The sequence below is a fragment of the Pseudomonas putida W15Oct28 genome (genome assembly GCF_000708715.2).
Classification (GTDB): Bacteria; Pseudomonadota; Gammaproteobacteria; order Pseudomonadales; family Pseudomonadaceae; genus Aquipseudomonas; species Aquipseudomonas putida_R.
This window is the reverse complement of the sequence record NZ_JENB01000052.1, coordinates 1-24,682: the sequence shown is the minus strand read 5'-3', so window position 1 is coordinate 24,682 and position 24,682 is coordinate 1. Positions and strand designations below refer to the sequence as shown.

The 24,682-nt window shown below is 63.5% G+C and carries 20 protein-coding genes; 13 read left to right on the top strand and 7 right to left on the bottom strand.

Features of this window, described 5'->3' with window-relative positions; all coding sequences use genetic code 11:
* Nucleotides 1–8 precede the first annotated feature (8 nt).
* The 7 genes from AK81_RS24480 to dacB all read left to right on the top strand — a co-directional run bounded on the left by AK81_RS24480 (nucleotide 9) and on the right by dacB (nucleotide 8,783).
* Nucleotides 9–383: a phage holin family protein gene (locus tag AK81_RS24480; RefSeq protein ID WP_043203372.1), complete on the top strand. Its 375-nt coding sequence runs from the start codon at nucleotides 9–11 to the stop codon at nucleotides 381–383.
* Complete coding sequence (locus AK81_RS24475) at nucleotides 380–709, top strand: hypothetical protein (protein WP_043203370.1); 330 nt, start codon at nucleotides 380–382, stop codon at nucleotides 707–709. The genes AK81_RS24480 and AK81_RS24475 overlap by 4 nt, the downstream gene beginning before the upstream one ends.
* A gap of 168 nt (nucleotides 710–877) precedes the next feature.
* Complete coding sequence (locus tag AK81_RS24470) at nucleotides 878–2,209, top strand: deoxyguanosinetriphosphate triphosphohydrolase (RefSeq protein WP_043203369.1); 1,332 nt, start codon at nucleotides 878–880, stop codon at nucleotides 2,207–2,209.
* Between the two features lie 285 nt (nucleotides 2,210–2,494).
* On the top strand, nucleotides 2,495–3,112 hold the full coding sequence (locus AK81_RS24465) for a response regulator transcription factor (protein WP_043203367.1): 618 nt from the start codon (nucleotides 2,495–2,497) through the stop codon (nucleotides 3,110–3,112).
* An 8-nt stretch (nucleotides 3,113–3,120) separates the two neighbouring features.
* Nucleotides 3,121–6,753 (top strand): ATP-binding protein, encoded by a 3,633-nt coding sequence (locus AK81_RS24460; RefSeq protein WP_043203366.1) that lies wholly within the window; start codon nucleotides 3,121–3,123, stop codon nucleotides 6,751–6,753.
* A 41-nt stretch (nucleotides 6,754–6,794) separates the two neighbouring features.
* Nucleotides 6,795–7,139, top strand: a complete 345-nt coding sequence (locus AK81_RS24455; protein ID WP_043203364.1) for a YggL family protein — start codon at nucleotides 6,795–6,797, stop codon at nucleotides 7,137–7,139.
* 186 nt (nucleotides 7,140–7,325) lie between these two features.
* Nucleotides 7,326–8,783, top strand: a complete 1,458-nt coding sequence (dacB, locus tag AK81_RS24450) for a D-alanyl-D-alanine carboxypeptidase/D-alanyl-D-alanine endopeptidase (RefSeq protein WP_043203363.1) — start codon at nucleotides 7,326–7,328, stop codon at nucleotides 8,781–8,783.
* Nucleotides 8,784–8,913: 130 nt separating this feature from the next.
* On the opposite strand, the gene AK81_RS24445 is transcribed toward dacB, so the two are convergent.
* A complete protein-coding gene (locus AK81_RS24445; RefSeq protein WP_043203360.1) occupies nucleotides 8,914–11,292 on the bottom strand; it encodes a sensor domain-containing diguanylate cyclase in 2,379 nt (792 codons plus the stop codon).
* Nucleotides 11,293–11,386: 94 nt separating this feature from the next.
* On the bottom strand, nucleotides 11,387–13,579 hold the full coding sequence (gene rlmKL / locus AK81_RS24440) for a bifunctional 23S rRNA (guanine(2069)-N(7))-methyltransferase RlmK/23S rRNA (guanine(2445)-N(2))-methyltransferase RlmL (RefSeq protein ID WP_043203358.1): 2,193 nt from the start codon (nucleotides 13,577–13,579) through the stop codon (nucleotides 11,387–11,389).
* A gap of 561 nt (nucleotides 13,580–14,140) precedes the next feature.
* Between rlmKL and rmf the strand changes: the two genes are divergently transcribed.
* On the top strand, nucleotides 14,141–14,356 hold the full coding sequence (rmf, locus tag AK81_RS28735) for a ribosome modulation factor (RefSeq protein ID WP_003248687.1): 216 nt from the start codon (nucleotides 14,141–14,143) through the stop codon (nucleotides 14,354–14,356).
* Nucleotides 14,357–14,453: 97 nt separating this feature from the next.
* Here rmf and AK81_RS24435 read toward each other — a convergent pair whose 3' ends face one another.
* Nucleotides 14,454–15,479, bottom strand: a complete 1,026-nt coding sequence (locus tag AK81_RS24435; RefSeq protein ID WP_043203356.1) for a quinone-dependent dihydroorotate dehydrogenase — start codon at nucleotides 15,477–15,479, stop codon at nucleotides 14,454–14,456.
* Between the two features lie 145 nt (nucleotides 15,480–15,624).
* On the opposite strand from AK81_RS24435, the gene AK81_RS24430 reads away from it, so the two are divergent.
* The 5 genes from AK81_RS24430 (at nucleotide 15,625) to cobA (ending at nucleotide 21,391) form a co-directional block, all read left to right on the top strand.
* Nucleotides 15,625–16,839, top strand: coding sequence for a CmpA/NrtA family ABC transporter substrate-binding protein (locus AK81_RS24430; RefSeq protein ID WP_043203353.1), 1,215 nt, complete (start codon nucleotides 15,625–15,627; stop codon nucleotides 16,837–16,839).
* A gap of 10 nt (nucleotides 16,840–16,849) precedes the next feature.
* Nucleotides 16,850–17,425, top strand: a complete 576-nt coding sequence (locus tag AK81_RS24425; RefSeq protein ID WP_016500786.1) for an ANTAR domain-containing response regulator — start codon at nucleotides 16,850–16,852, stop codon at nucleotides 17,423–17,425.
* Nucleotides 17,426–17,731: 306 nt separating this feature from the next.
* Nucleotides 17,732–18,943 carry a nitrate/nitrite transporter gene (locus AK81_RS24420; protein ID WP_043203350.1) on the top strand — a complete coding sequence of 404 codons (1,212 nt, stop codon included), beginning with the start codon at nucleotides 17,732–17,734 and terminating at the stop codon, nucleotides 18,941–18,943.
* A gap of 9 nt (nucleotides 18,944–18,952) precedes the next feature.
* Nucleotides 18,953–20,623: a bifunctional protein-serine/threonine kinase/phosphatase gene (locus AK81_RS24415; RefSeq protein ID WP_043203347.1), complete on the top strand. Its 1,671-nt coding sequence runs from the start codon at nucleotides 18,953–18,955 to the stop codon at nucleotides 20,621–20,623.
* A gap of 27 nt (nucleotides 20,624–20,650) precedes the next feature.
* Complete coding sequence (gene cobA / locus AK81_RS24410; RefSeq protein ID WP_043203345.1) at nucleotides 20,651–21,391, top strand: uroporphyrinogen-III C-methyltransferase; 741 nt, start codon at nucleotides 20,651–20,653, stop codon at nucleotides 21,389–21,391.
* Nucleotides 21,392–21,608: 217 nt separating this feature from the next.
* Here the strand turns inward: cobA and AK81_RS24405 are convergent, their stop codons facing one another.
* The 4 genes from AK81_RS24405 to AK81_RS24390 form a co-directional block, all read right to left on the bottom strand.
* Nucleotides 21,609–22,643 (bottom strand): OmpA family protein, encoded by a 1,035-nt coding sequence (locus AK81_RS24405; protein WP_016500790.1) that lies wholly within the window; start codon nucleotides 22,641–22,643, stop codon nucleotides 21,609–21,611.
* A gap of 111 nt (nucleotides 22,644–22,754) precedes the next feature.
* Nucleotides 22,755–23,321, bottom strand: coding sequence for an RNA polymerase sigma factor SigX (sigX, locus tag AK81_RS24400; RefSeq protein WP_016500791.1), 567 nt, complete (start codon nucleotides 23,319–23,321; stop codon nucleotides 22,755–22,757).
* Between the two features lie 113 nt (nucleotides 23,322–23,434).
* Nucleotides 23,435–24,259 carry a mechanosensitive ion channel family protein gene (locus AK81_RS24395; RefSeq protein ID WP_043203343.1) on the bottom strand — a complete coding sequence of 275 codons (825 nt, stop codon included), beginning with the start codon at nucleotides 24,257–24,259 and terminating at the stop codon, nucleotides 23,435–23,437.
* A gap of 2 nt (nucleotides 24,260–24,261) precedes the next feature.
* Nucleotides 24,262–24,534, bottom strand: coding sequence for a hypothetical protein (locus AK81_RS24390; RefSeq protein WP_014591816.1), 273 nt, complete (start codon nucleotides 24,532–24,534; stop codon nucleotides 24,262–24,264).
* Nucleotides 24,535–24,682: the final 148 nt, after the last annotated feature.

Sequence of the window (24,682 nt, the reverse complement as noted above, 5' to 3'; positions counted from 1 at the left end):
GGGTTACCATGGAGAATGAAGCCAACGGCGCCAGCGCCTCGGGCAAGCGCCTGGGCGCGGCTGCGCTGGGGCTGCTGCACAGCCACATCGAACTGTTCGGCATCGAGTTGCAGGAGCAAAAAGGCCGCACCCTCAGCCTGCTGCTGTTCGCCGGCCTGGCCCTGGTGTTCGCCCTGCTCCTGCTGACGGCCCTGTCCGGGCTGTTGCTGGTACTGCTGTGGGACAGCTATCGCCTGGCCGGCATCATCGGCCTGTGCGTGTTCTATGGCCTTGCCGCGCTGTACTGCGGGTTGCGCCTGAAGGCAGCGGTGTTCGACGAATCGTCGCCGTTCGGGGCCACTCTCGACGAACTCGCCAAGGACAGGGAGCGCCTGTTGCCATGAGCCTGCCACAACTGCCAAACACCCGTAACCCGCGCGAACTGCGCAAGGCACTGCTGCGCCTGCGGATGGAAATGCACCGCCAGGAAATTCGCCATGAGTCCGGGCAGCTGATGGAACCGCTGCGCCGCGTGCGCGGCATGGGCAGTTCGCTGCATGAAGGGCTGGGGATCAAGCATGCGCCTTTGTGGGGGGTTGGCGCCGTGGTGGCGCTGGGCTTCCTCACCGGCAAGGGCGTGCGCAGCGGTAACCTGGCGCGGCTGGTGCGCCTGGGCAGCAGCCTGCTGCCGCTGGTGCGCCTGTACCTGCAAGGCAACCGCCGCCCCTGACGACCTGTAGTGCCCCCTGTGGGAGCGGGTTCACCCGCGAATGCCTCGGTGGCTCCGCTGCAGCATTCGCGGGTGAACCCGCTCCCACAGGGTAGGCATCGACCTGCCCCTTGCGCAGATGAACACGACACCGGAAGCTATAGCCTTCGATCCACAGGAGAATGCGCCTTGGACTGGCACACCCTGCTCACCCGCGAACGCCTGGGCAAAGCCCTCTACAGCGCCGATGAACTCGGGCGCAGCCCTTTCCACAAAGACCATGACCGCATCATCTTCTCCGGCGCCTTTCGCCGCCTCGGGCGCAAGACCCAGGTACACCCGGTTTCCAGCAACGACCATATCCACACGCGCCTCACCCACTCGCTGGAAGTCAGTTGCGTAGGTCGGTCGCTGGGCATGCGCGTCGGCGAAACCCTGCGCGACAATCTGCCCGACTGGTGCGCCCCCAGCGACCTGGGGATGATCGTGCAGTCAGCCTGCCTGGCCCACGACATCGGCAACCCGCCCTTCGGCCACTCCGGTGAGGACGCCATCCGCCACTGGTTCCAGCAGGCCGCCGGGCGTGGCTGGCTGGATGACATGAGCGACGACGAGCGGGCCGACTTCCTGAATTTCGAGGGCAACGCCCAGGGCTTTCGCGTACTCACCCAGCTGGAGTACCACCAGTTCGACGGCGGTACGCGGCTGACCTACGCCACCCTCGGCACTTACCTGAAGTACCCCTGGAGCGCGCGCCACGCCGACGCCTTGGGCTACAAGAAGCACAAGTTCGGCAGCTACCAGAGCGAACTGCCCCTGCTTGAGCAGATCGCCCGCAAGCTCGGCATGCCGCAACTGGAAGACCAGCGCTGGGCGCGCCACCCGCTGGTGTACCTGATGGAGGCCGCCGATGACATCTGCTACGCGCTGATCGACCTGGAAGACGGCCTGGAAATGGAGTTGCTGGAATACGCTGAAGTCGAAACGCTGCTGCTTGACCTGGTCGGTGAAGACCTGCCAGAAACCTACCGTCAGCTCGGCCCACGCGATTCCCGCCGGCGCAAGCTGGCGATTCTGCGTGGCAAGGCGATCGAGCACCTGACCAACGCCGCCGCCCAAGCGTTCGTCGAGCAGCAGCAGGCACTGCTGGCCGGGCACTTGGCGGGCGACCTGGTCGAGCACATGCATGGCCCGGCCAAGCGCTGCGTGCTGCAGGCCAAGGACATGGCGCGCAACAAGATTTTCCAGGACAAGCGCAAGACCCTGCACGAAATCGGTGCCTATACCACCCTGGAGATTCTGCTCAACACCTTTTGTGGCGCAGCGCTCGAACAGCACGGCGGGCGCACCCCCTCGTTCAAGAGCCGCCGGGTACTGGACCTGATCGGCAACAATGCCCCGGACCCGCATGCTTCGCTGCACAGCGCCTTTCTGCGCATGATCGACTTCATCGCCGGGATGACCGACAGCTATGCCAGCGAAATGGCCCGGGAAATGACCGGGCGCTCCAGCCCCACCTGAAGCACGCCGGTGCAGCCACGGCCCTTGAGCCGGTGCTGCACCGCGCAGTGCAGGAAACTTCCTACATATACTGACAGCAAGTTAAACAGTACGAATAAATGCCCATGAAAAGTTACCAAAGACACTTTGACATTGGGTCAAACACACAATTTTCGTAGCCCGTTTAGTTTTATCTTGTAAGCCATTTCCCATAAGGAGCGAATCGCCCTTCCTCGCATGCCCCATGACTTCCAACTGCGATAAGGTGCCGGCTGTCCCCCTCAATCGCCCGCAGGGAAGTTGAACATGCAAACCATATTTATTGTCGACGACCATCCTGTCATCCGCCTGGCCGTCCGTATGTTGCTGGAAAATCAGAATTACAAGATTGTCGGCGAATCGGACAATGGCGTGGACGCCATGCAGATGATTCGTGAAGCCGCTCCCGACCTGGTCATCCTCGACATCAGCATCCCCAAGCTAGACGGCCTGGAGGTACTTTCCCGCTTTCAGGCCATGGCCCTGCCGTTGAAGGTGCTGGTGTTGACCGCGCAGTCTCCCGCATTGTTTGCCGTGCGCTGCATGCACTCTGGCGCCGCAGGCTATGTGTGCAAGCAAGAAGACCTGAGCGAACTGCTCAGTGCAATCAAGGCGGTACTGGCCGGTTACAACTACTTCCCCAGCCAGGCAATAAAGCATAACCAGACAACCGATACCGAGCTGCAACTTTTCCGCCAGGTCAATGACCGTGAACTGATGGTACTGCAACTCTTCGCCCAAGGCCGCAGCAACAAGGAAATTGCCAAGGGCATGTTCCTCAGCAGCAAGACCGTCAGCACCTACAAGAAGCGCCTCATGCACAAACTTCAGGTCGGTACACTGGTTGACCTGATCGAAATGGCCAAACGCAACGCGCTGGTCTGAGGGTGGTCATGCCGCGGCTTATCGCTCGCCTGCTGCTCGCCCTGCTCCTGTTCAGCGGCGTAGCGCAGGCCACCTATCACGAGGCCACGTCCTATACGTTACTGGCCCGTTCATCGGCCAAGCCGACCCAACCCATGCTCACGGCCGAACAACGGCAATGGCTTGAAGGCCGTCAGGAACTGGTGCTGGGCACATCGGCTCCGGACTACCCGCCGTTCGACATCACCAGTGGCGGCCGCGACTACCAGGGGCTCACCGCCGAGTATGCGAGCCTGATCGGCACGGCCTTGCAGTTACCCGTGCGGGTGCTGCGGTTCTCCAGCCGGCAGGCGGCAGTGGAGGCGCTCAGGCACGGCGATATCGACCTGCTTGGCAGCGCCAATGGCTACGAAGCAGCCAGCGACGGCCTGGCGCTGTCGCACCCCTATGCCGTTGACCAACCGGTGCTGGTAACACGCGAAGACGAAAGCCGGGCGCTCGACATGGACCTGAGCGGCATGCGCCTTGGCATGCTTTACCATTACCTGCCCAAGCATGAGGTACGCAGCACCTACCCCATGGCCGAGCTGCTAGCCTTTGGCTCCTCCAGCCAAGCCTTGAACGCCGTGGCATTCGGCCAGGCCGACGTGTACATCGGCGACACCATCTCCACCCACTACCTGCTTAACCGCGGCCACCTGCCGCGCCTGCGCATGGCCAATTTCGGCCAGCACGAGGCCATCGGCTTCGGCTTTGCCTTGCGCCAGCAGGACAGGCTTTTACTGGCGCTGGTGAACGCCACACTGGACAGCCAGACCCCGGCCCTGCGTGCCAGCATCTTCAAACGCTGGAGCGCCGGCAGCGACCTGCTGCTGACCGACCGCAAGCTGCAACTGACCGACGCGGAGGAGCAATGGCTGCAAGACCACCCGGTGATGCGCGTGACGATCGATGATACGGCCGCGCCGCTATCGTATTTCAATAGCTCGGGGCATTTTCGCGGCATCACCGCCGACCTACTGGAGCTGATCAGCCTGCGCACCGGCTTGCGCTTTGAAGTGCAGCGCGCCAGCGGCATCGCCGACATGATCACCCGCCTCAAAGATGGCCGTGCAGATGTGATTGCCGCTCTGGCCACTGGCGGGGTGACCGAAAACGACCTGCAGGTCAGCCGCCCCTACCTGGAGAGCGCTTTCGTGCTGGTCGGCCGCAAGGACGACAAGGGGCTGAGCACGCTGGAACAGTTGCAGGAGCATCGCGTTGCCATTACCCGCCATAGCGCCATGGACGCCATGCTGTCTCGGCATTATCCGAAAATCGGCTGGGTCGAGACCGAAAGCGCGTTCTATTCCATGGCATTGCTCAACAGCGGTGCCGTCGATGCGGTGATCACCACGTTGATCGACGCCAACCATGCCTTGGCCAGCAACCCCGGGCTGGTCATCCGTACCACGGTCGGCAGCGAACCCGCCAACTTCGCCATGGCCACCAGCACCCAGTCACAGGCGATGGTGTCGATCCTCGACAAGGCGTTGCTGAGCATCTCGCCCGAAGAACTCGGGGTAATCAACAACCGCTGGCGCGGTTTCGGGCAGCACGACGATGGCAACGACAAAGGCTATAGCCGGCTTGCGTTACAAGCGGTGCTGGGTACGGTCGCGCTTCTGTTGCTGGCCTTGCTCTGGAACGCCCGCCTGCGCCTGCAGATCCGCCAGCGCCAACGCGCCGAACGTGCACTGAACGACCAACTGGCGTTCATGCGTGCCCTGCTCAACGGCACGCCCCACCCCATGTACGTGCGTGACCGCGAGGGCTGCCTGCAAAGCTGCAACTACAGCTATCTGGAAGCCGTGCAGGCACGCTCCGACGAAGTCATCGGCAAACAGCTGGAAGGCAGCCTGTTTGCCGACGGCGAGCAGACTCGGCAGATCCAGGCCGACTACCTGAAGGTCATGTCGGCAGGCTCGCCGTTGATCATGGACCGGCCACTGCGGATCAAGGGCCGCGAAATGACCATCTACCACTGGATACTGCCGTACCGCGACTCACTGGGGGACGTGCAGGGCATCATCGGCGGCTGGATCAACATCAGCGAGCGCCGCCAGTTGGTCATGGAACTGCGCCAGGCCAAGCAGCAGGCCGACGATGCCAACCGCGCCAAGAGCACCTTCCTGGCTACCATCAGCCACGAAATCCGCACCCCGATGAACGCCGTCATCGGCATGCTCGAACTGGCAGCCAAACGCGCTGACCAAGGCCGGGTGGACCGCAGCGCCCTGGAACTGGCTCACCATTCAGCCAAGGACCTGCTGGGCCTGATCGGCGACATCCTCGACATCGCGCACATCGAGTCCGGGCACTTGTCCCTGGCCCCGGAGGCCGTCGACCTGGCAGCCCTGGTCGAATCGGTAGGGCGTGTTTTCGAGGGGCAGGCGCGGCAAAAAGGCCTCGCCCTGGAAGTGATGATCGCACCCGCTGCGCGCTGCCACGTACTGCTCGACCCCCTGCGTTTCAAACAGGTGTTGTCCAACCTGGTGAGCAACGCCATCAAGTTCACCGAGCACGGGCAGGTTCGCATCTGCGTCGGCCTGCAGGACGACGGCAATACCACGCCCGCCGTGCTGGAACTGGAAGTGCGCGACAGCGGCATCGGCATCCATGCCGACGACCTGCAACGCCTGTTCAATCCATTCATCCAGGCCAACCCGCATAGCCAGGGCGCCCGTGCAGGTACCGGGCTGGGCCTGGCTATCTGCCGCAACCTGTGCGAAATGATGGGCGGCAGCCTGACCATCAAGAGCCTGGAAGATGTTGGCACCCAGGTGCGCCTGAAGATGCCACTGCAGCGCATTGACGCCGCCGCGCAGCCAGCGCCGCCCTTCGAACACTTCGAGGTGCCTGACCCGCGGCTGAACGTGCTGGTGATCGACGACCACCCGGCCAATCTGCAACTGATGGCGCAGCAGCTTGGCTACCTGGGCCTGGCACATGCCAGCGCCCGCGATGGCCGCGAAGGCCTGGCCAGCTGGCGGGCAGGCGACTTCGATGTGCTGGTGCTCGACTGCAACATGCCGCACATGAACGGCTACCAACTGGCGACCGCCGTCCGTACCGAAGAACGCCATGGCAACCGGCTGCGCTGCACCATCCTCGGCTACACCGCCAACGCACAGCCAGAAGTGCGCCGCCAGTGCCTGAGCGCAGGTATGGACGACTGCCTGCTCAAGCCAATCAGCCTGGGTACCCTCAGCCAGCGCCTGGCGAGCATTCGCCCGCGGCGCCAGCAAAAGCCACGGCGCAAGCTGTACAACCTGGATGGCCTGGTTGCCGTGGTCGGGCATGACCCCGCCGACCGCCAGCGCTTCCTGCAGGCCTTGCTGCACAGCCTGCAGGCCGACCTGGCCAGCTTGATGGCGCTGCATCCAGAGCATGACAGCGACGCCATTGCCGAGCAGGCCCACAAGGTGTTGAGCGCCGCGCGCATGCTGGAAGCCCCCGACCTGATGGAGGCCTGCGAAGCGCTGGAGGCCAGCGGCTTGCCTACCCCCCAGCTGCGCCTGCGGCGCCAGGCCCTGGCACGGCACATGTGCCGTGTGGAACGGGCTTTGGCCAAGGAACTGGCCACCGGCGCATGCACTCAGGGAGGCAGCCAGACGTGTTAACTGGTAGACTGCGCGGCGTTATTACCTAAGAGGATTGTTTCATGGCCACAAACCGCTCCCGTCGTCTGCGCAAAAAGCTGTGTGTCGACGAGTTTCAGGAATTGGGCTTCGAGCTGAACCTGGAATTCAAGGAAGATCTGGATGACCAGGCAATCGATGCTTTCCTCGATGCGTTCCTGGAAGAAGCGATGGACGCCAACGGCCTGGACTATGTAGGCGGTGACGATTACGGCCTGGTGTGCTCGATCAAGCGCGGCTCGGCCAGCGAAGAACAGCGCGCCGCCGTTGAAGCCTGGCTCAAGGGCCGTAGCGAACTGACCAAAATCGAAGTCAGCCCGCTGCTGGACGCCTGGTACCCGGAAAAGCCGATCAACAAGGCTGAGTGATCCCTGCCTGGCTTGATTGCTGAAAAGGCTACCCTTGCGGGTGGCCTTTTTTATTGGCGGTGCTTTTCCGTCGAACGTGGCGCATCGTCGCTACGCTTGGGGCATAATGCGTACTCTTTCGTCGTGGGGCCACCATCTCTTACAGCCCCAATGCCCTTTTCCCTCGCCGCAGGGTATTTATCCATTATGATCAAAACGCTTCGTCCCCTCGTTCTTGCCACCCTGCTGTTGCCACTCGCATTGCCCAGCCAGGCCGCCGCCGTCAATACCACCCTGCCCGCCAAAGTGCAGCAGGCGCTCAAGGCCAACAAGCTGCAGGACACCGCCCTGTCGCTGGTGATGCTGCCGCTGGACGGCCCCGGCACGCCGACCGTCTTCAACGCCGATGTTTCGGTAAACCCGGCCTCGACCATGAAACTGGTCACTACCTACGCGGCCCTCGAACTGCTTGGCCCGACCTTCCAGTGGAAAACCGAGTTCTATACCGACGGCACCCTGAGCAACGGCGTGCTCAACGGCAACCTGTACCTCAAAGGTGGCGGCGACCCGAAACTGAACATGGAAAAGCTGTGGCTGCTGATGCGTGACCTGCGCGCCAATGGCGTGCGCACCATCACCGGTGACCTGGTGCTGGACCGCAGCCACTTCGTGCAGCCCAACCTGCCGCAGTTCAACGATGACGGTGGCGATGAGAACAAGCCGTTCCTGGTCAAGCCCGACTCGCTGCTGGTCAACCTCAAGGCCCTGCGCTTCGTGGCCCGCAACGACGGTGGCAAGGTCACCATCGCGGTCGAACCACCGATTGCCAGCATCCGCATCGACAACCAGGTCAAGGCAGTGGCCTCCAAGCAGTGCACAGGCGATGTGCGCTACAACCCGGTACCCCAGGCCGATGGCATCAGCGTGACCGTCAGCGGCCAGCTGGGTGACGGCTGCAACTCGCAGACCTACCTGTCGCTGCTCGACCATGCAACCTACGCCGCCGGTGCCGTGCGCGCTATCTGGAACGAGCTGGGTGGCAGCATCCAGGGTGGCGACCGCATCGAGAATGTGCCCAAGAGTGCTCGCCTGCTGGCCCGCGCCTTCTCGCCAGACCTGGTGGAAGTGATCCGCGACATCAACAAGTACAGCAACAACACCATGGCCCAGCAGCTGTTCCTGAGCCTTGGTGCGCAGTTCCGCACCGATGCCGATGGGGACGATGCCCGCGCCGCCCAGCGCGTAGTACGCCAATGGCTGGCGAAAAAGGGCATTACCGCGCCGCACCTGGTCATGGAGAACGGCTCTGGCCTGTCGCGTGCCGAACGGGTCAGCACCCGGGAAATGGCCGAGATGCTGCAGGCTGCCTGGAAGAGCCCCTACGCTGCCGAGTTCATGAGTTCGATGCCGCTGGTGGGCATGGACGGCACCATGCGCAAGCGCCTGAAGCGCACCGCCATGACCGGTGAAGGGCACATCAAGACCGGCACGCTGAACACCGTGCGTGCGATTGCCGGCTTCAGCCGCGACAGCAATGGCCATACCTGGGCAGTGGCAGCGATTCTCAACGACCCGAAACCGTGGGGTGCTTCGCAGGTGCTCGACCAGGTGCTGCTCGACCTGTATCGCCAGCCGAAGCTGGCCGGTAGCACAGCGGCCAACTGATTGGTCAGCCAGTGCCGGCCCTTTCGCGGCTAAAGCCGCTCCCACAGGTGCAGCGCAGGCTTCGGGCCCACGCAATACCTGTGGGAGCGGCTTTAGCCGCGAAAGGGCCAGTACCGACAACCGGCAGCTATCAGACGGATTCCCCTTCCACCCGGTCCCGTCCGGCCTGCTTGGCTGTATAGACACCCGCATCAGCCCGCAGCAGCAAGGCATCGGCGCCCTCCCCTGGCCGCCAGCCCGCCACACCAAAACTCGCGGTCACCTGGCCCACGCCTTCCACCGGCACCGTGCGCACCCCATGCCATAACTCAAGCGCCAGCAGCCGCGCCTGCTCGGCGTCGCTGCCCGGGCACAGCACCATGAACTCTTCCCCACCCAGCCGGCAGAACACATCAGTACGCCGCAAGCGCTGGCCAATACGCTGGCACAAGCTGCGCAGCACGCGGTCGCCCATGGCATGGCCGAAGCGGTCGTTGATGCATTTGAAGTGATCGATGTCGAGCATGATCACGGCCAACGCCAGGCCGTCGCGCTGGGCGCGTTCCAGTTCGGCCTTGAGCCGGTCCTGGAAGTAGCGGCGGTTATGGATGCCGGTCAGCGAGTCGGTCACCGACAACGCCCGCAACTCCTCCTCCACGCCTTTGAGGTCGGAGATATCCGTCAGGTAGCCATGCCACAGGGTACAGCCCTGCTCCCCCACCTCTGGCGTCGCTTCGCCACGTACCCAGCGCAGGCCGACACGCGGCAGGCACACCCGGTATTCCTCGCGCCAGGGCGCCAGATGCTCGGCTGAGTAACGCACCGAGCGGCGCACGCGGTCCAGGTCATCGGGGTGGATGCGCTCGAACACCAGCGTGGCATCCTCGCGCAATTGCTGCAGGTCGACTTCGTAGATGTCGTACAGGCCCTGGCTGGCATAGGGAAAGCACGAATGGCCGTTGGCATCCAGGCGGTACTGATAAATGCCGCCCGGCACCTCGGCACTGAGCTTTTCCAGCAACCGGTCGCGCGCCGCCAGTGCCTCGTGTACCCGACGCCGCTCGGTGACATCAATGCAGATGGCCAGGTAGCCAACCCACAAACCCTGTTCATCCAGCATGGCGGTAACCAGCATATTGGCCACCAGCTGGCTGCCATCGGCGCGCAACAAGGTCCATTCCCCAGGCTCGGCGCCATGCGCTTGCACCGTTTCGGCGAACATGGCCTGGCCACCGGCAATCGGGCGGCCATAGCGCAGGCTCAGCGCATGGGCGCGCAGGCTCAGTTCCTCAGGCAGTACCAGGTGTTCAAGGTGCAACTGGCCGATCGCCTCGCTGGCCGGGTAACCGAACATACGCTCTGCACCGGCATTGAAGGTACTGACCACACCCTTGAGGTTGGTGGCAATGATTGCGACCTGGGTCGCCGCATCCAGCACGCTGCGTAGCTGGTTGTGGGTACCTCGCAGCGACTGCTCGCTGACCCGCAGTTCGGCGGTACGCTGCTCCACCAGAGCCAAGGCGCGCTGACGCTGGCTGAACAGGCTGTAGAGCAAGGCGCTGAGCAGCAGGCTCAACAACCCACCCAGCAGGACAACCGCCAGCACTGCCGAAGAACGATTGGCCTGCAAGAAGGCCTGGCTCGGCAGGATGCTCAACTGGAAGTGGTGGTCCGCCAGGTGCAACACCTGGTTGCTGGCCAGCGACAAGGGGGCGACCTGGTTCAACGAGTCGAACATCACTTCCGGCCCTTGCAACCCGGACGGATCAACGATGCGCACCACCAGGTTGTCATCTGCCGCCACTGGCCGCCCATCGCTGACCAGCTCGCGCATGCTCAACAAGGCCGTCACATAACCTACTGCTGCGCCATGCGGATTAGCGTCGGAAAACACCGGCGCCACCAGCAGCAAGCCACGCGCGTACGAAGGGATCTCGTACATGGCCAAGGGCTCGGACACCGCCATGCTGCCAGGCGCGAGCGCCCGTGCCAGGGCAGCCTGGCCGGCAAGGTCCAGCCCATAGGGCAGCCCGGGCATTTCACCGGATTGGGTATACAGCACAGGGAAGTAATGGTCGCGCAGCGGCGCGGGGCGCCATTGGCCTTGCGCGTCCTGGTCACGGATCACATAGCCCGGGCCTGAATGCTCACTGGCATGGCGCTCGAACTCGGCGCGTTGCGCGGCTTCTACACGCGGCGCCCAAGCGTAGGCCAGGGTGCGCTGCAGCAATGGCCGGGCGTAACCGTCAAATTCGAGCGGGGTGACTTCGTTGGAAAAGCTGAAGAACCGCCGCAGCCCGTCCAGGCGCTGCTGCTGTTCATCAAAACGCTCGGCAATACGGCTGAAGCGCTCGCTGGCCAGCAACTCGAAACGCTGGCGCAACTGCTGCTTGTAGAAGGTCTGCGCGGCAAGCGCCAAGGCGGCCGTCAACAGGCCGCCCGCCACCAAAGCCACCAGCGCCACCGCCCAGGCGGACACCGCTTCTGTGCACAGGCCCAATAACCGCGCACGCACGCCACACTTTGACATACACCCATCTCGTCACGTCAGCGTCCTGCGGATTATCTCGCCCTACCCTCATTTATAGCTATTGGCCATTAGCCGCGCAATGTACCTCGTCGGCTCAACGCGATTGCAGGCGCCAGGCGCGGTGGATCCGGTTGTTACGGGCAAAGTCCGGGTCCAGCGTCTGGGCGGTGATTTCTTCCACGGCATAGCGCGCCATCAGGTGCTCGTCCAGCTGGAACTTGCGGAAGTTGTTGGAGAAATACAACACGCCATCCGGCGCCAGGCGAGCCATGGCCAGGTCCAGCAGTTGCACGTGGTCACGCTGCACGTCGAACACGCCTTCCATACGCTTGGAGTTGGAGAAGGTTGGCGGGTCGATGAAGATCAGGTCGTAGCTGTCGCGGTTAGCTTCCAGCCAGGCCATCACATCGCCCTGCTCCAGGCGGTTGCGCTCGGAGAAGCCATTGAGTGCCAGGTTGCGCCGCGCCCAGTCGAGGTAAGTTTTCGACAGGTCGACACTGGTGGTGCTGCGTGCGCCGCCTTTGGCCGCATGCACAGAAGCCGTGGCGGTGTAGCAGAACAGGTTGAGGAAACGCTTGCCGGCAGCCTCGCGCTGGATACGCATGCGCATCGGGCGGTGGTCAAGGAACAGCCCGGTGTCGAGGTAGTCGGTGAGGTTGACCAGCAGCTTGACGCCACCTTCGTTCACTTCCTGGAAGCGGCCCTCGGTGGCCTGGCGCTCGTACTGGCGGGTACCACTCTGCCGCTCGCGGCGCTTGAGCACCACACGCTGCGGCGAAATGCCCAGTGCCTGGGGGATGGCCGCCAGGGCATCAAGCAGACGCGACTGGGCTTTTTCCGGGTCGATCGAACGTGGCGCGGCGTACTCCTGCACATGCACCCAGTCGTGATACAGGTCGACCGCCAGGGCGTACTCGGGCATGTCGGCATCGTACAGGCGGTAGCAGTCAACCTGCTCGCGGCGGGCCCACTTGCCGAGTTGCTTGAGGTTCTTCTGCAGGCGGTTGGCAAACATCTGCGCCCCTTCCGACAGGCGCGCCGGCTCGCTGGCGACCGGCGCTTGCTCACGGACTTCAGTGTTGTCGGCCTGGGCCTCGCGGCGCTCGCCCGTCACGAACTGGTCGGGCTGCACCTTGAACAGCAGCAGCTTGCACGGCAAGGCGCCGTTCCAGAACGCGTACTGCTTGTGGCTGCGAATACCCATGCGTTTGCCCAACTGCGGCGCGCCGGTGAACACAGCTGCCTCCCAGCCCATGCAGGCCTGACGCAGGCGCTCGCCAAGGTTTTGGTAGAGATACAGCAGGCTGGCTTCGTCACCCAGACGCTCACCATAGGGCGGGTTGCTGATGACCAGGCCTTTCTGGTTCTGGTCCGGGCGTGGCTCGAAGGTACTGACCTCGCCCTGATAGATCTTCACCCAGTCGCCCAGGCCGGCGCGCTCGACGTTGTTGCGGCCCGGCTGGATCAGCCGCGGGTCGGCTTCGTAGCCGCGGATCCACAGCGGTGGCTTGGCCAGGCCGGCCTGCGCCCGCGCCTGCGCTTCGTCGTGGACCTTGCGCCACAGCGCCGGCACATGGCCGAGCCAGGCACTGAAGCCCCAGCGCTCACGCTTGAGGTTGGGCGCGATATCGGCAGCGATCATCGCCGCCTCGACCAGGAAGGTGCCCACACCGCACATCGGGTCGGCCAGTGCGCCACCTTCGGCGGCAATACGCGGCCAGCCCGAACGGATCAGCACGGCTGCCGCCAGGTTTTCCTTCAGCGGCGCAGCACCTTGCTGCAAGCGATAGCCGCGCTGGTGCAGGCTGTGGCCGGAAAGGTCGAGGGAAAGAATGGCCTCGCCACGGTCCAGGCGCAGGTGCACACGCACGTCAGGGTCGATCTTTTCCACCGACGGGCGCAGGCCTTCGCGGTTGCGCAGCTTGTCGACGATTGCATCCTTGACCTTCAGCGCGCCGAAGTGGGTGTTGTCGATGCCCGAGCCATGGCCGCTGAACTCCACCGCCAGGGTGCCGTCGGCTGCCAGGTGGTCGGCCCAGTCAACCGCGTTGACGCCATCGTAAAGGTCGTCGGCGTTCTTCATGGAGAAGCGCTTGAGCACCAGCAGCACCCGGTTGGCCAGGCGCGACCAGACGCACAGGCGGTAGGCGGTTTCCATGTCGGCCTCGCCGCGAATGGCCGAGGTGTGCTCACGCACCTCGTCAAGGCCAAGGCCCTTGGCCTCTTCGGCAAGCAGGCTTTCGAGGCCTTTGGGGCAGGTGAGGTAGAGTTCGAAACGGTCCGACATGAGTATTCCAGAGCCTTGGGCTATTTGACTGACGAGGCGACGCATCGCCCCGCGATGTTTGCCCGCATGCCTTTCCAGCAGGCGTGCGGGTGGCCTTTTCTGGCACATAAGCGTGCCGCGAAGGGCCGGGCCGCCTGACCGATCTGCGCTCGGCCCAGTGGCAAAGACAGCTTAGATCATCAGGCAGTACAAAAAATTCTGGCGATGGCGGGGCCCGTGTGACCCTTCGTCGCATTTAAAATTATTTCTGTCACCCACGAGCAACGCTGGCGAAATGACGTCAATGATCAGCAAACCCCGATCATAGCGGGCTCAACCTCAAATAAGGTTAAGTCGCATTTATTTACTTATCCCCTGACCCTATGAAAGGTTACGTGCTTATGACAAATCGATCATTCACACCGTGACTCGCATTCGTTAGAACTGGTCTCAGGCCGCTTCGCAACGAGGCGGCACTTTCAGCTCGCCACGCCGGCAGCGAGCGCAAACCGGCAGAAAGACTCTGCCCGGCCTCAGAGAGGCCGACGGGACATTACAGTCAACAAGTGAGGGCAACACCCTATGAGAAGACTTAAGCGTGATCCGTTGGAAAGAGCATATTCACGTGGCTACCAATACGGGGTCACCGGCAAATCCCGCGAACTTTGCCCTTTCAATCTTCCTTCTGTACGCCAAGCCTGGATCAACGGCTGGCGCGAAGGTCGCGGTGATAACTGGGACGGAATGACTGGCACCGCTGGCATCCATAGACTCAACGAAAATCACGCCGTTGGCTGATCGAGGACACTGAATTCGATTTACCATGCACGCCCCATCCGGGCGGCGGGCGAAGGCCCAGGGGCCCCTTGAAGGGGCCCTTTTTTATGCCTGTCGATCAACCCCGTGGCATTGCCGCGATAGCGTCCACCGCCTCGCGGATCAGCGCCGGGCCTTTATAAATGAAGCCCGAGTAGATCTGCACCAGGCTCGCCCCGGCGGCGATCTTCTCGGCAGCGTGGCGGCCTTCGGTAATGCCACCGGCAGCAATGATCGGCAGCTTGCCGCCCAACTCGCCTGCCAGCACCTTGACGATGTGGGTGCTTTTTTCCAGCACCGGCCCGCCCGACAGGCCGCCCGCCTCGCCACCATACGGCAGCCCCTCGACACCTTCACGACCCAGCGTGGTGTTGGTGGCGATTACCGCATCCATACCCGATTCCATCAGCGCGGCCGCCACCAGTGCGGTTTCTTCGTCGCTCATGTCCGGGGCAATCTTGATGGCCAGCGGCACGCGCTTGCCATGGGTAGCGGCCAGCTGCTCACGGCGCACGGCCAGGGCATCGAGCAACTGCTTGAGCGAATCGCCAAACTGCAGGCTGCGCAGGCCCGGGGTGTTCGGCGAGCTGACGTTGACGGTGATGTAGCTGGCGGCGGTGTACACCTTGTCCAGGCAGATCAGGTAGTCATCGACGGCACGCTCGACCGGGGTGTCGAAGTTCTTGCCGATGTTGATGCCCAGCACGCCGCTGTAGCGCGAAGCACGTACCCGGTCGAGCAGGTTATCGACACCCAGGTTGTTGAAGCCCATGCGGTTGATGATGGCCGTGGCTTCCGGCAGGCGGAACAGCCGTGGCTTGGGGTTGCCCGGCTGCGGGCGCGGGGTGACGGTGCCAATCTCGACAAAACCGAAGCCCAGCTGGGCAAAACCGTCGATGGCCGCGCCGTTCTTGTCCAGGCCGGCAGCCAGGCCCACCGGGTTGGCGAAGTTCAAGCCCATGACCGTGACCGGCAATGCCGCCGGCTGCTTGCACAGCATGCCGTTGAGGCCAAGGCGGCCACCGGCACCGATCAGGTCCAGGGACAGGTCGTGGGAAGTTTCCGGAGAAAGCTTGAACAGCAGCTGGCGGGCCAGGGTATACATGGGCGGGCAAGACTCGGGGTGAGTGAGGGGGCGATTATAGCCACCGTGGCGCTGGCAGGACAGTAAATCATGGGGCCATTGCCGCCCTGGCACATCGGTTGCACCGGTTTGGCCCACAGCCTAATCAGTACAGGCGAGGAACCTTGTGAACACTGTACCCCGAGCAACGCCCCTGGCCTGGGTCAACGGCAGCGACGCGCCAGAGAAGCCCAGCCTGAACATCGGCTACATGGCCCTGACCGACTGCGCCTCGGTGGTGGTCGCGGCCACCCAGGGCTTCGCCCAGCAACACGGCCTTACCCTCAATCTCAAGCGCCAGGGCTCCTGGGCGGGGCTGCGCGACAAATTGGTCAGCGGCGAACTGGACGCCGCGCACTGCCTGTATGGCCTGGTCTACGCCGTGCATCTTGGCATTGGTGGCGTACCGGCCAGTGATATGGCGGTGCTCATGGGGCTGAACCAGAACGCCCAGGCGATCAACCTGTCCCCGGCCCTGCAGCGTAAAGGCGTGACCAACCCTGAAGCACTGGCGCGATTGGTGCACCAGCATGGCGCGCGCCTGACCTTCGCCCAGACCTTCCCCACCGGCACCCACGCCATGTGGCTGTATTACTGGCTGGCCAGCCAGGGCATCCACCCGCTGCGCGACGTCGACAGTGTGGTGGTGCCGCCGGCACAGATGGCCGCACATATCCAGGCCGGGCGCATCGACGGCTTTTGCGTTGGCGAGCCCTGGGCCGCCGATGCGGTGGCCAAGGGCCAGGGCTTCACCCTGGCCACCAGCCAGTCGATCTGGCCGGACCACCCGGAAAAGGTCCTGGCCTGTGCCCGCGCTTTCGCCGAACAGTACCCCAACAGCGCCCGCGCCCTGATCAAGGCAATCCTCGCCGCCAGCCGGTTCATCGAGCAAAGCCCGGAAAACCGCCGCAGCACCGCGCAACTGCTCAGCGGCAGCGCCTATCTGGATACGCCGCTGGAGAGCATCGAGCCGCGCTTGCTTGGCAACTACCAGGATGGCCTGGGCAACCACTGGCAAGACCGGCATGCCCTGCGCCTGTTCGACCACGGCCGGGCCAACCTGCCGTATCTGTCCGACGGCATGTGGTTCATGACCCAGTTCCGCCGCTGGGGCCTGCTGCGCGAAGACCCCGACTACCTCGGCGTGGCCCGCGAGGTACAGCAGCTGGCCTTGTACAGCGAGGCGGCGCAAAGCCTGGGCGTAGCGTGCCCCGAGCAGCCGATGCGCAGCAGCCTGTTGATCGACGGCACCCGCTGGGACGGCAGCGACCCCTACGGCTATGCCCGCAGTTTCAGCCTGCATGCACTGGGCGACTTGCCCGATGCCCGTGTCGGCGCGTGAGGGGACCAACATGTTGCGCATCCTGCTGATCGACGACACCCAGCACAAACTCGGCCGCCTCAAGGCGGCATTGATCGAGGCCGGCTTCGAGGTCACCGAAGCCCCAGGGCTGACCATCGACCTGCCTGCCTGCGTCGAAACGGTGCGCCCGGATGTGGTACTGATCGACACCGACTCACCCGACCGCGACGTGATGGAACAGGTGGTACTGGTCAGCCGTGACCAGCCGCGCCCCATCGTGCTGTTCACCGACGAGCACGACCCTGGGGTGATGCGCCAGGCGATCCAGGCGGGCGTCAGTGCCTATATCGTCGAAGGCATCCATGCCGCCCGGTTGCAGCCGATTCTGGATGTGGCCATGGCCCGCTTCGAAAGCGACCAGGCACTGAAGGCACAGTTGGTGGCGCGCGACCAGCAACTGGCCGAACGCAAACGCATCGAGCAGGCCAAGGGTTTGCTGATGAAAATGAAAGACTGCAACGAAGAACAGGCCTACACCCTGATGCGCCGCCAGGCCATGAGCCGGCAGCAGAAGCTGATTCAGGTGGCCGAGCAAATCATTGCCATGCACGAGATGCTGGGCTAGCAGCGCAGGCCCTTGTGGGAGCGGCCTTGTGTCGCGATAGGGCTGCGCAGCGGCCCCAGGATTTCAGCTTCGCCACTGAGATTGCCGGGGCTGCTTCGCAGCCCCATCGCGACACAAGGCCGCTCCCACAAAGTCCGCGCTGCTCGACACTCCGAATTGGCCCGGCTCTTGCTGATGTATTTGCACCGGTAGCCAACGGCGGTTGCCCCACTTAAATCCCGACAAAGACGTCGCTCTCCCCTCCACCTTCATGGAGCGGGTAGCGGCGTCTTTTTCGTTCCGTTGCATTGCCGAGTGAGGTGTTCGATGAGTACCAGCTTCTGGAAATCCGGGCATGTGCCCACGCTGTTCGCTGCGTTCCTGTACTTCGACCTGAGCTTCATGGTCTGGTACCTGCTGGGCCCGATGGCGGTGCAGATTGCCGGTGACCTGCAACTGAGTGCACAACAACGGGGCCTGATGGTGGCCATGCCGATCCTGTCCGGGGCGATCCTGCGCTTTGCCATGGGCGTGCTGGTCGACCGCCTGTCGCCCAAGACCGCCGGCCTGATCGGCCAGGTGGTGGTCATCGCCGCGTTGGCGGCGGCCTGGCACTTCGGTGTACACAGCTATGAACAGGTGCTGCTGCTGGGCTTGTTCCTCGGCTTTGCCGGCGCTTCGTTCGCCGTTTCGCTGCCGCTGGCGTCGCAGTGGTACCCGCCGCAACACCAGGGCAAGGCCATGGGCATTGCCGGCGCCGGCAACTCCGGCACGGTGTTCGCCGCCCTGCTGGCCCCGGCGTTGGCCGCCGGTTTTGGCTGGAGCAATGTGTTCGGCTTCGCGCTGATTCCGTTGACGCTGGCGCTGGTGGTGTTCGCCCTGCTGGCACGCAACGCCCCAGAGCGCCCCAAGCCGAAAGCCATGGCGGACTACCTCAAGGCCCTCGGCGACCGTGACAGCTGGTGGTTCATGTTCTTCTACAGCGTCACTTTCGGCGGTTTCATCGGCCTGGCCAGCGCCCTGCCCGGCTACTTCAGCGACCAGTACGGCCTGAGCCCGGTCACCGCCGGCTACTACACCGCTGCCTGCGTGTTCGCCGGCAGCCTGATGCGCCCGCTCGGCGGCGCCCTGGCCGACCGCTTCGGCGGCATCCGCACCCTGCTGGGCATGTACAGCGTGGCCGCCATCTGCATTGCCGCAGTCGGTTTCAACCTGCCGTCTGCCGCCGCCGCACTGGCGCTGTTCATCAGTGCCATGCTTGGCCTTGGCGCTGGCAATGGCGCGGTATTCCAGCTGGTGCCACAACGCTTCCGCCAGGAAATCGGCGTGATGACCGGGCTGATCGGCATGGCCGGCGGTATCGGCGGCTTCCTGCTGGCGGCAGGGCTTGGCACCATCAAGCAGCACACCGGCGATTATCAGTTGGGCCTGTGGCTGTTCGCCAGCCTGGGCCTGCTGGCATGGTTCGGCCTGCACGGCGTGAAACAGCGCTGGCGCACCACCTGGGGCTCGGCTGCAGTCACTGCAGCGCGGGTCTGAGGCACGCCGATGAGCCTGCAACTGAGCTTTGCCCAGGCCAGCGCCACCGGGCCGCGCGCGGAAAACCAGGACGCCCTGCGCCTGGTGACCCCAGCGCCAGAGCTGGCCGCCAGCAAGGGCTACCTGTTCGCCCTCGCCGACGGCGTCAGCCAATGCGCCGATGGTGGCCTGGCAGCACGCGCCAGCTTGCAGGCATTGGCCCTGGACTACTACGCCACCCCCGCCACCTGGAGTGTGGCCCAGGCCCTCGACCGCCTGCTGCTGGCACAGAACCGCTGGCTGCGCGCCCAAGGCAGCGGCCAGCCATTGTTGACCACCCTCAGCGCACTGGTGCTGCGGGGCCGGCGCTTCACCCTGGCCCATGTCGGGGACTGCCGTGTGTACCGCTGGCACGCCGGGCACCTGCAGTGCCTTAGCGAAGACCACGTGTGGGACCAGCCGGGCATGCAGCATGTGCTGAAGCGCGCGCTGGGCCTGGACCAACACCTGCTGGTGGATTACCTGGAGGGCGAGCTGCAGGCGGGCGAGTGCTTCCTGCTGTTAAGCGACGGGGTCTGGGCCAGCCTGGGCGACCAGCACATCCAGGCGGTGCTGCGTGAGCAGCCCGACCTGCAACTGGCCGTCGACACGCTGGTTGCCAGCGCCCACCTCAACGGCAGCCAGGACAACGCCAGTGCCTTGCTGGTACAGGTCGAGCAACCCGGCACCGACAACCTCGGCGACACCCTGGCACAGTTGCAGCAATGGTCGGTACCTGGCCCGCTGCGCGAAGGCCAGGCGATCGATGGCTGGCACACCGAACAGCTGCTGTCGCACAGCCGCCAGTCGCTGCTGTATCGGGTGCGCGACGGCCAAGGTCAAGCCTGGCTGCTTAAAACCCTGCCTGCCGCACGCGAACAGGAGCCTAAGGCGGCACAGGGGCTGTTGCTGGAAGAATGGTTCCTGCGCCGGGTCGCTGGCCGACATTTCCCCGAGCTGCATGCTGCCAGCCAGCGGCAACACCTGTACTACGTGATGCGCGAATACCCCGGCCAGACCCTTGCGGCGCTGCTGGCCGAACACGGCCCGCTGCCCTTGCCGCAGTGGCTGGAAATGGCCCGGCAACTGCTGCAGGCGGTCGGCGTGCTGCACCGGCGCAACCTGCTGCACCGCGATATCAAGCCAGACAACCTGCACCTGGGCAGCGATGGCCAACTGCGCCTGCTGGATTTCGGCCTGGCCTACTGCCCGGGGCTGTCCGAAGACCCGCTGCACGACGTGCCCGGCACCCCCTCGTACATTGCCCCGGAAGCGTTCGAGGGCCAACCGCCCAGCCCGCGCCAAGACCTGTATGCCGTCGGCGTGACGCTGTACCACCTGCTGACCGGGCACTACCCGTATGGCGAGGTGGAAGCCTTCCAGCGCCCGCGTTTCGGCCAGCCAGTCAACGCCGCACGCTACCGCCCCGACCTGCCGGAATGGCTGCAGCACAACCTGCAGCAGGCGGTGGCCGCCGACCCGGCGCAACGCTTCGAAACAGCCGAACACTGGTTGCTGCTGCTGGAACGCGGCGACCGCCAGGAACTACCCAGCCGGCCACGGCCATTGCTGGAGCGCGAGCCGCTGAAGGTGTGGCGCACCCTGGCCCTGCTGTCTTTGCTGTTCAACCTGATTTTGCTGCTCAGCCTGCTAAAAGGCTGAACGCGCCCTGCCACTGAGGAATACCCGATGAATGCAAAAGTCTGGCTGGTGGGTGCTGGCCCTGGCGACCCTGAACTGCTCACCCTCAAGGCGGTACGTGCCCTGCAGCAAGCCGCCGTGGTGATGATCGACGACCTGGTCAACCCGGCAGTACTGGAGCACTGCCCGCAGGCCCGAGTGATCGCCGTGGGCAAGCGCGGCGGCTGCCGCTCCACACCACAGGCGTTCATCCAGCGCCTGATGTTGCGCCATGCTCGACAAGGGCGTTGCGTGGTACGGCTCAAAGGTGGCGACCCGTGTATTTTCGGTCGTGGAGGTGAGGAGGCGCTATGGCTGCAGGGGCATGGCATCGAAGTGGAGCTGGTCAACGGCATCACGGCGGGCCTGGCAGGCGCCACGCAATGCGGCATTTCGCTGACTTCACGCGGTGTAAGCCGCGGGGTGACGCTGGTGACGGCGCACACTCAGGACGACAGCGAACTGAACTGGGCGGCCCTGGCACAGGGCGGGACGACGCTGGTGGTGTACATGGGCGTGGCGCGGCTGGAACAGGTACGCCAAGGGTTGCTGGCGGGGGGCATGGCCCCGGGCATGCCGGTGGCGATGATCGAGAATGCCTCGATGCCGCAGCAGCGTGAGTGCAGGAGCGATGTGCGGGGGATGGTGGACGATGCGCGCGGGTTTGGCTTGCGTAGCCCGGCGATTCTGGTGATTGGGGAAGTGGTTGGGGAACAGCAGGCTCAGGCCTTGGTCGCAATCGCCGGATGATGTATTGCCTGTGCCGTACCGGCCCTTTCGCGGGTAAATCGGACCGCCGCACCGCCGCTCCCACAGGGACTGCACCAGATTCAGCAGCGGTGCAGTCCCTGTGGGAGCGGCGGTGCGGCGGTCCGATTTACCCGCGAAAGGGCCGGTACAAGCGACAAAAAATCCAGGCAAAGAAAAACCCGGCCGAGGCCGGGTTTTTCATGAAACATCAGGCCAATTACTTGGACTGAGCTTCTACCTGAGCTTCAACGCGACGGTTGACAGCACGGCCTTCTTCGGTGGCGTTGTCAGCAACCGGACGGGTTTCGCCGTAGCCTACCGAGTCAACACGGGTAGATTCTACGCCGTACTGCTGGGTCAGGACTTGCTTGACAGCGTTGGCACGACGCTCGGACAGCTTCTGGTTGTAAGCGTCTGGACCCACGGAGTCAGTGTGACCTTCAACCACGGTGGTGGTTTGTGGGTACTGCTTCATGAAGTCAGCCAGGTTTTTGATGTCGCCGTAGCTGTTAGGCTTGACGACCGACTTGTCGAAGTCGAACTTGACGTCCAGCTCAACACGAACGACTTCGGCAACAGCCGGGCAGCCGTCGGCGTCAACGGTAACGTTGGCCGGGGTGTCTGGGCACTTGTCGACGTTGTCGCAAACGCCGTCGTTGTCGGAGTCGGAGCAGACTTCAGCAACTGGAGCTGGAGCGGCTTCGGCTTGCTTCGGGCTACCGCCGAAGTTCAGGCCAACACCAACGCTTGGGGCCCACTCGGTGTCGCCCTGGTCGATGTTGTACTGAGCTTCTACGCCGGCACGGGCGTAGAACATGTCGGTGATGTACCACTTGGCGCCAGCGCCAACGTTGGCGAAGGTGGAGTGGTCACGACCGCCACGGCCGGTCTGGCCCAGCGACTGGTGCGAGAAACCAGCGGAAACGTACGGACGGATTGCGTCATACGGGTTGTTGAAGTGGTAAACGGCGTCCAGGGCGGTGTTCGAGCCCTTGATGTTCTTGCCGTCTTCGCCACGAGCGTTGTGAACTTCGTCGTAACCCAGGCGCAGTTCAACGTCGTCGGTCAGGAAGTAACCGATCGAGCCGCCGAACAGGTTGCCGTCGTTCTTGAAGTCGCGCTGGCTGTCGAAGAACTCTTTCTTGTAGAAGCCTTCGACTTCCACAGCGCCTGTGCCTTGTGCCATAGCGCCAATCGAGGTAGCGGCTACGAGCGAACCAATGGCCAAGCCCAAGGTGTTTTTCAATTTCATCCGTTAAATCCCCATCTGGTGATAGTTAAGCAGTCCCACCACAAACAAGGGGGACAACTCGACGGCAAGTCTAGCAGAACTCGCCGATTCGTTAGAGATATTTGCATGCCACTAAGTTTCATCGAGGCCGGCAAATTTCTCACGAAGCTTGTCTAGCGCACGCTTGTAGCGCATTTTCGTTGCGCTCAGGCCCATGTGCATGATGTCTGCAATTTCCTGAAATTCCAGTTCTGCGACAAAACGCAGCACCAGAATTTCCCGGTCAATCGGGTTCACATGCACCAGCCACTTGTCCAGCCCGCCTTTTTCTTCCGGCTTCGGGGCCTTGTCTTCGGACGCCTCTTCGATAGGGTCCAGACTCAAGGCATCCATCAACCGGCGTTTACGGCGCTCCTTGCGGTACTGGGTGATGCACTCGTTGTAGGTGATGCTGTAGAGCCAGGTCTTGAACTTGGATTTACCCTCGAAGTTCTTCAGCCCGTACAGCACCTTGAGCATCACTTCTTGACAGACATCGTCCGCGTCACGGTCGTTCCCCAAATAACGCGCACAGACGTTGAAAAGGGTCCGCTGATAGCGCCGCATGAGCTCCTCATAGGCGCGGGTAACGTGGTACAGCTCCTCATGCGAACGCGCCACCAACTCTTCATCGGTGAGCTCGCGGGGGTCATAACGCATGGGCGGCGAATGAACTTTATTCAAAACGGATCTGGCCGACAGTCAGGTCAATGTCGCCGCGCGACCCCGTGGGTCGAATTTCGCGGCGGCATACATTAACAGCTTTTGTGCGGTTAGCGGCTATTGACGCGCTGCTCAAGCAGCTCGCGATTGGCCAGCGACACCAGTTCGCCATCATCGGTCAGCAGCGTTGTCTTCACCGTGCCGATTTCCTCGATATGCCCTTCGACCTCTCCAATTCGCACCTGCTGGCCGACCTGGTAGAGCTCGCGCACGTAAATGCCGGCCAGGATCTGCCCGGCAATTTCGCGGCTGCCAAGGCCCATGGCCAGGGCTACCGCCAGACCAACGGTAATCAGCCCGATGACGATCACGTGGTTCAGCAGGTCGGTTTTCACCTCCAGCTGGCTGATGGCAACCGAGATGCTGATGATGATCACCAAGCCCTGGGTGATACGCCCCAGGCCTGCCGAATATTCCAGGCCGATGCCTTCGGCGGCGCCGCGCACCAGGCCGTTGGCCACCTGCGCCAGCAGCACGCCGGCCAGCAGCACCAAAGCCGCGCCGAACACTTTTGGCAGGTACAGGGCGAGCATGTCGAGGGTGGCCGAAACCCGCTCCAGGCCTAGCGACTCAGCGGCCGAGACGAGGAAAATGAGCAGCACGAACCAGTAGACAATCTTGCCGATCAGGGTCGAGATCGGCACCTGGATGCCAACCCGGCCGAGCATCTTGGTGAGGCCGGTGCCGCCCATCAGGCGGTCCAGGCCAAGCTTGGCCAGCAGTTTGGACAACAGCGTGTCGAGCAGCTTGGCCACCACGAAACCGAGCAGCACCACGACCAGCGCGCCGAACAGGTTGGGGATGAAGTTCGCTACCTTGGTCCAAAGGGCGGTCATCGCGGCGACCAGGCTCTGTGTCCAGAGATCGAGTTCCATATTCAATCGGCCTTATCTGCTTTGCTGCCGGTGGCAGCGTTGCGGGAAGAGTGTCGACGCACCGGCGCGACATGCGCCGAGCCATTATTGACGGCAATCAGCAGCGCCTGGCTCCAGCGGCCAAGCAGGCTGAACAGATCACCCGCGCCAACCTGGCGGTTGGCGGTTTTCAGCACGCGACCCAGGCAGGCAGCGTCATCCCGGTCATCGCGGTCATTGCCGGAGGGTGACGCCTTGAGCAGGTCACGCAGGGATTCTTCAAACGGATCGTGCATGGGCACCTCGCGCAGTGTCAGCAAGAGACGAGATGGCCGGGCAATGGGTCACACATCCGATTGGGACGAATGTTTCAAAATGAACACCTAGACCCATCGCAACCGCCGGAACATCCACCACTGCCCCACCGCCAGCCCCAGCACGACG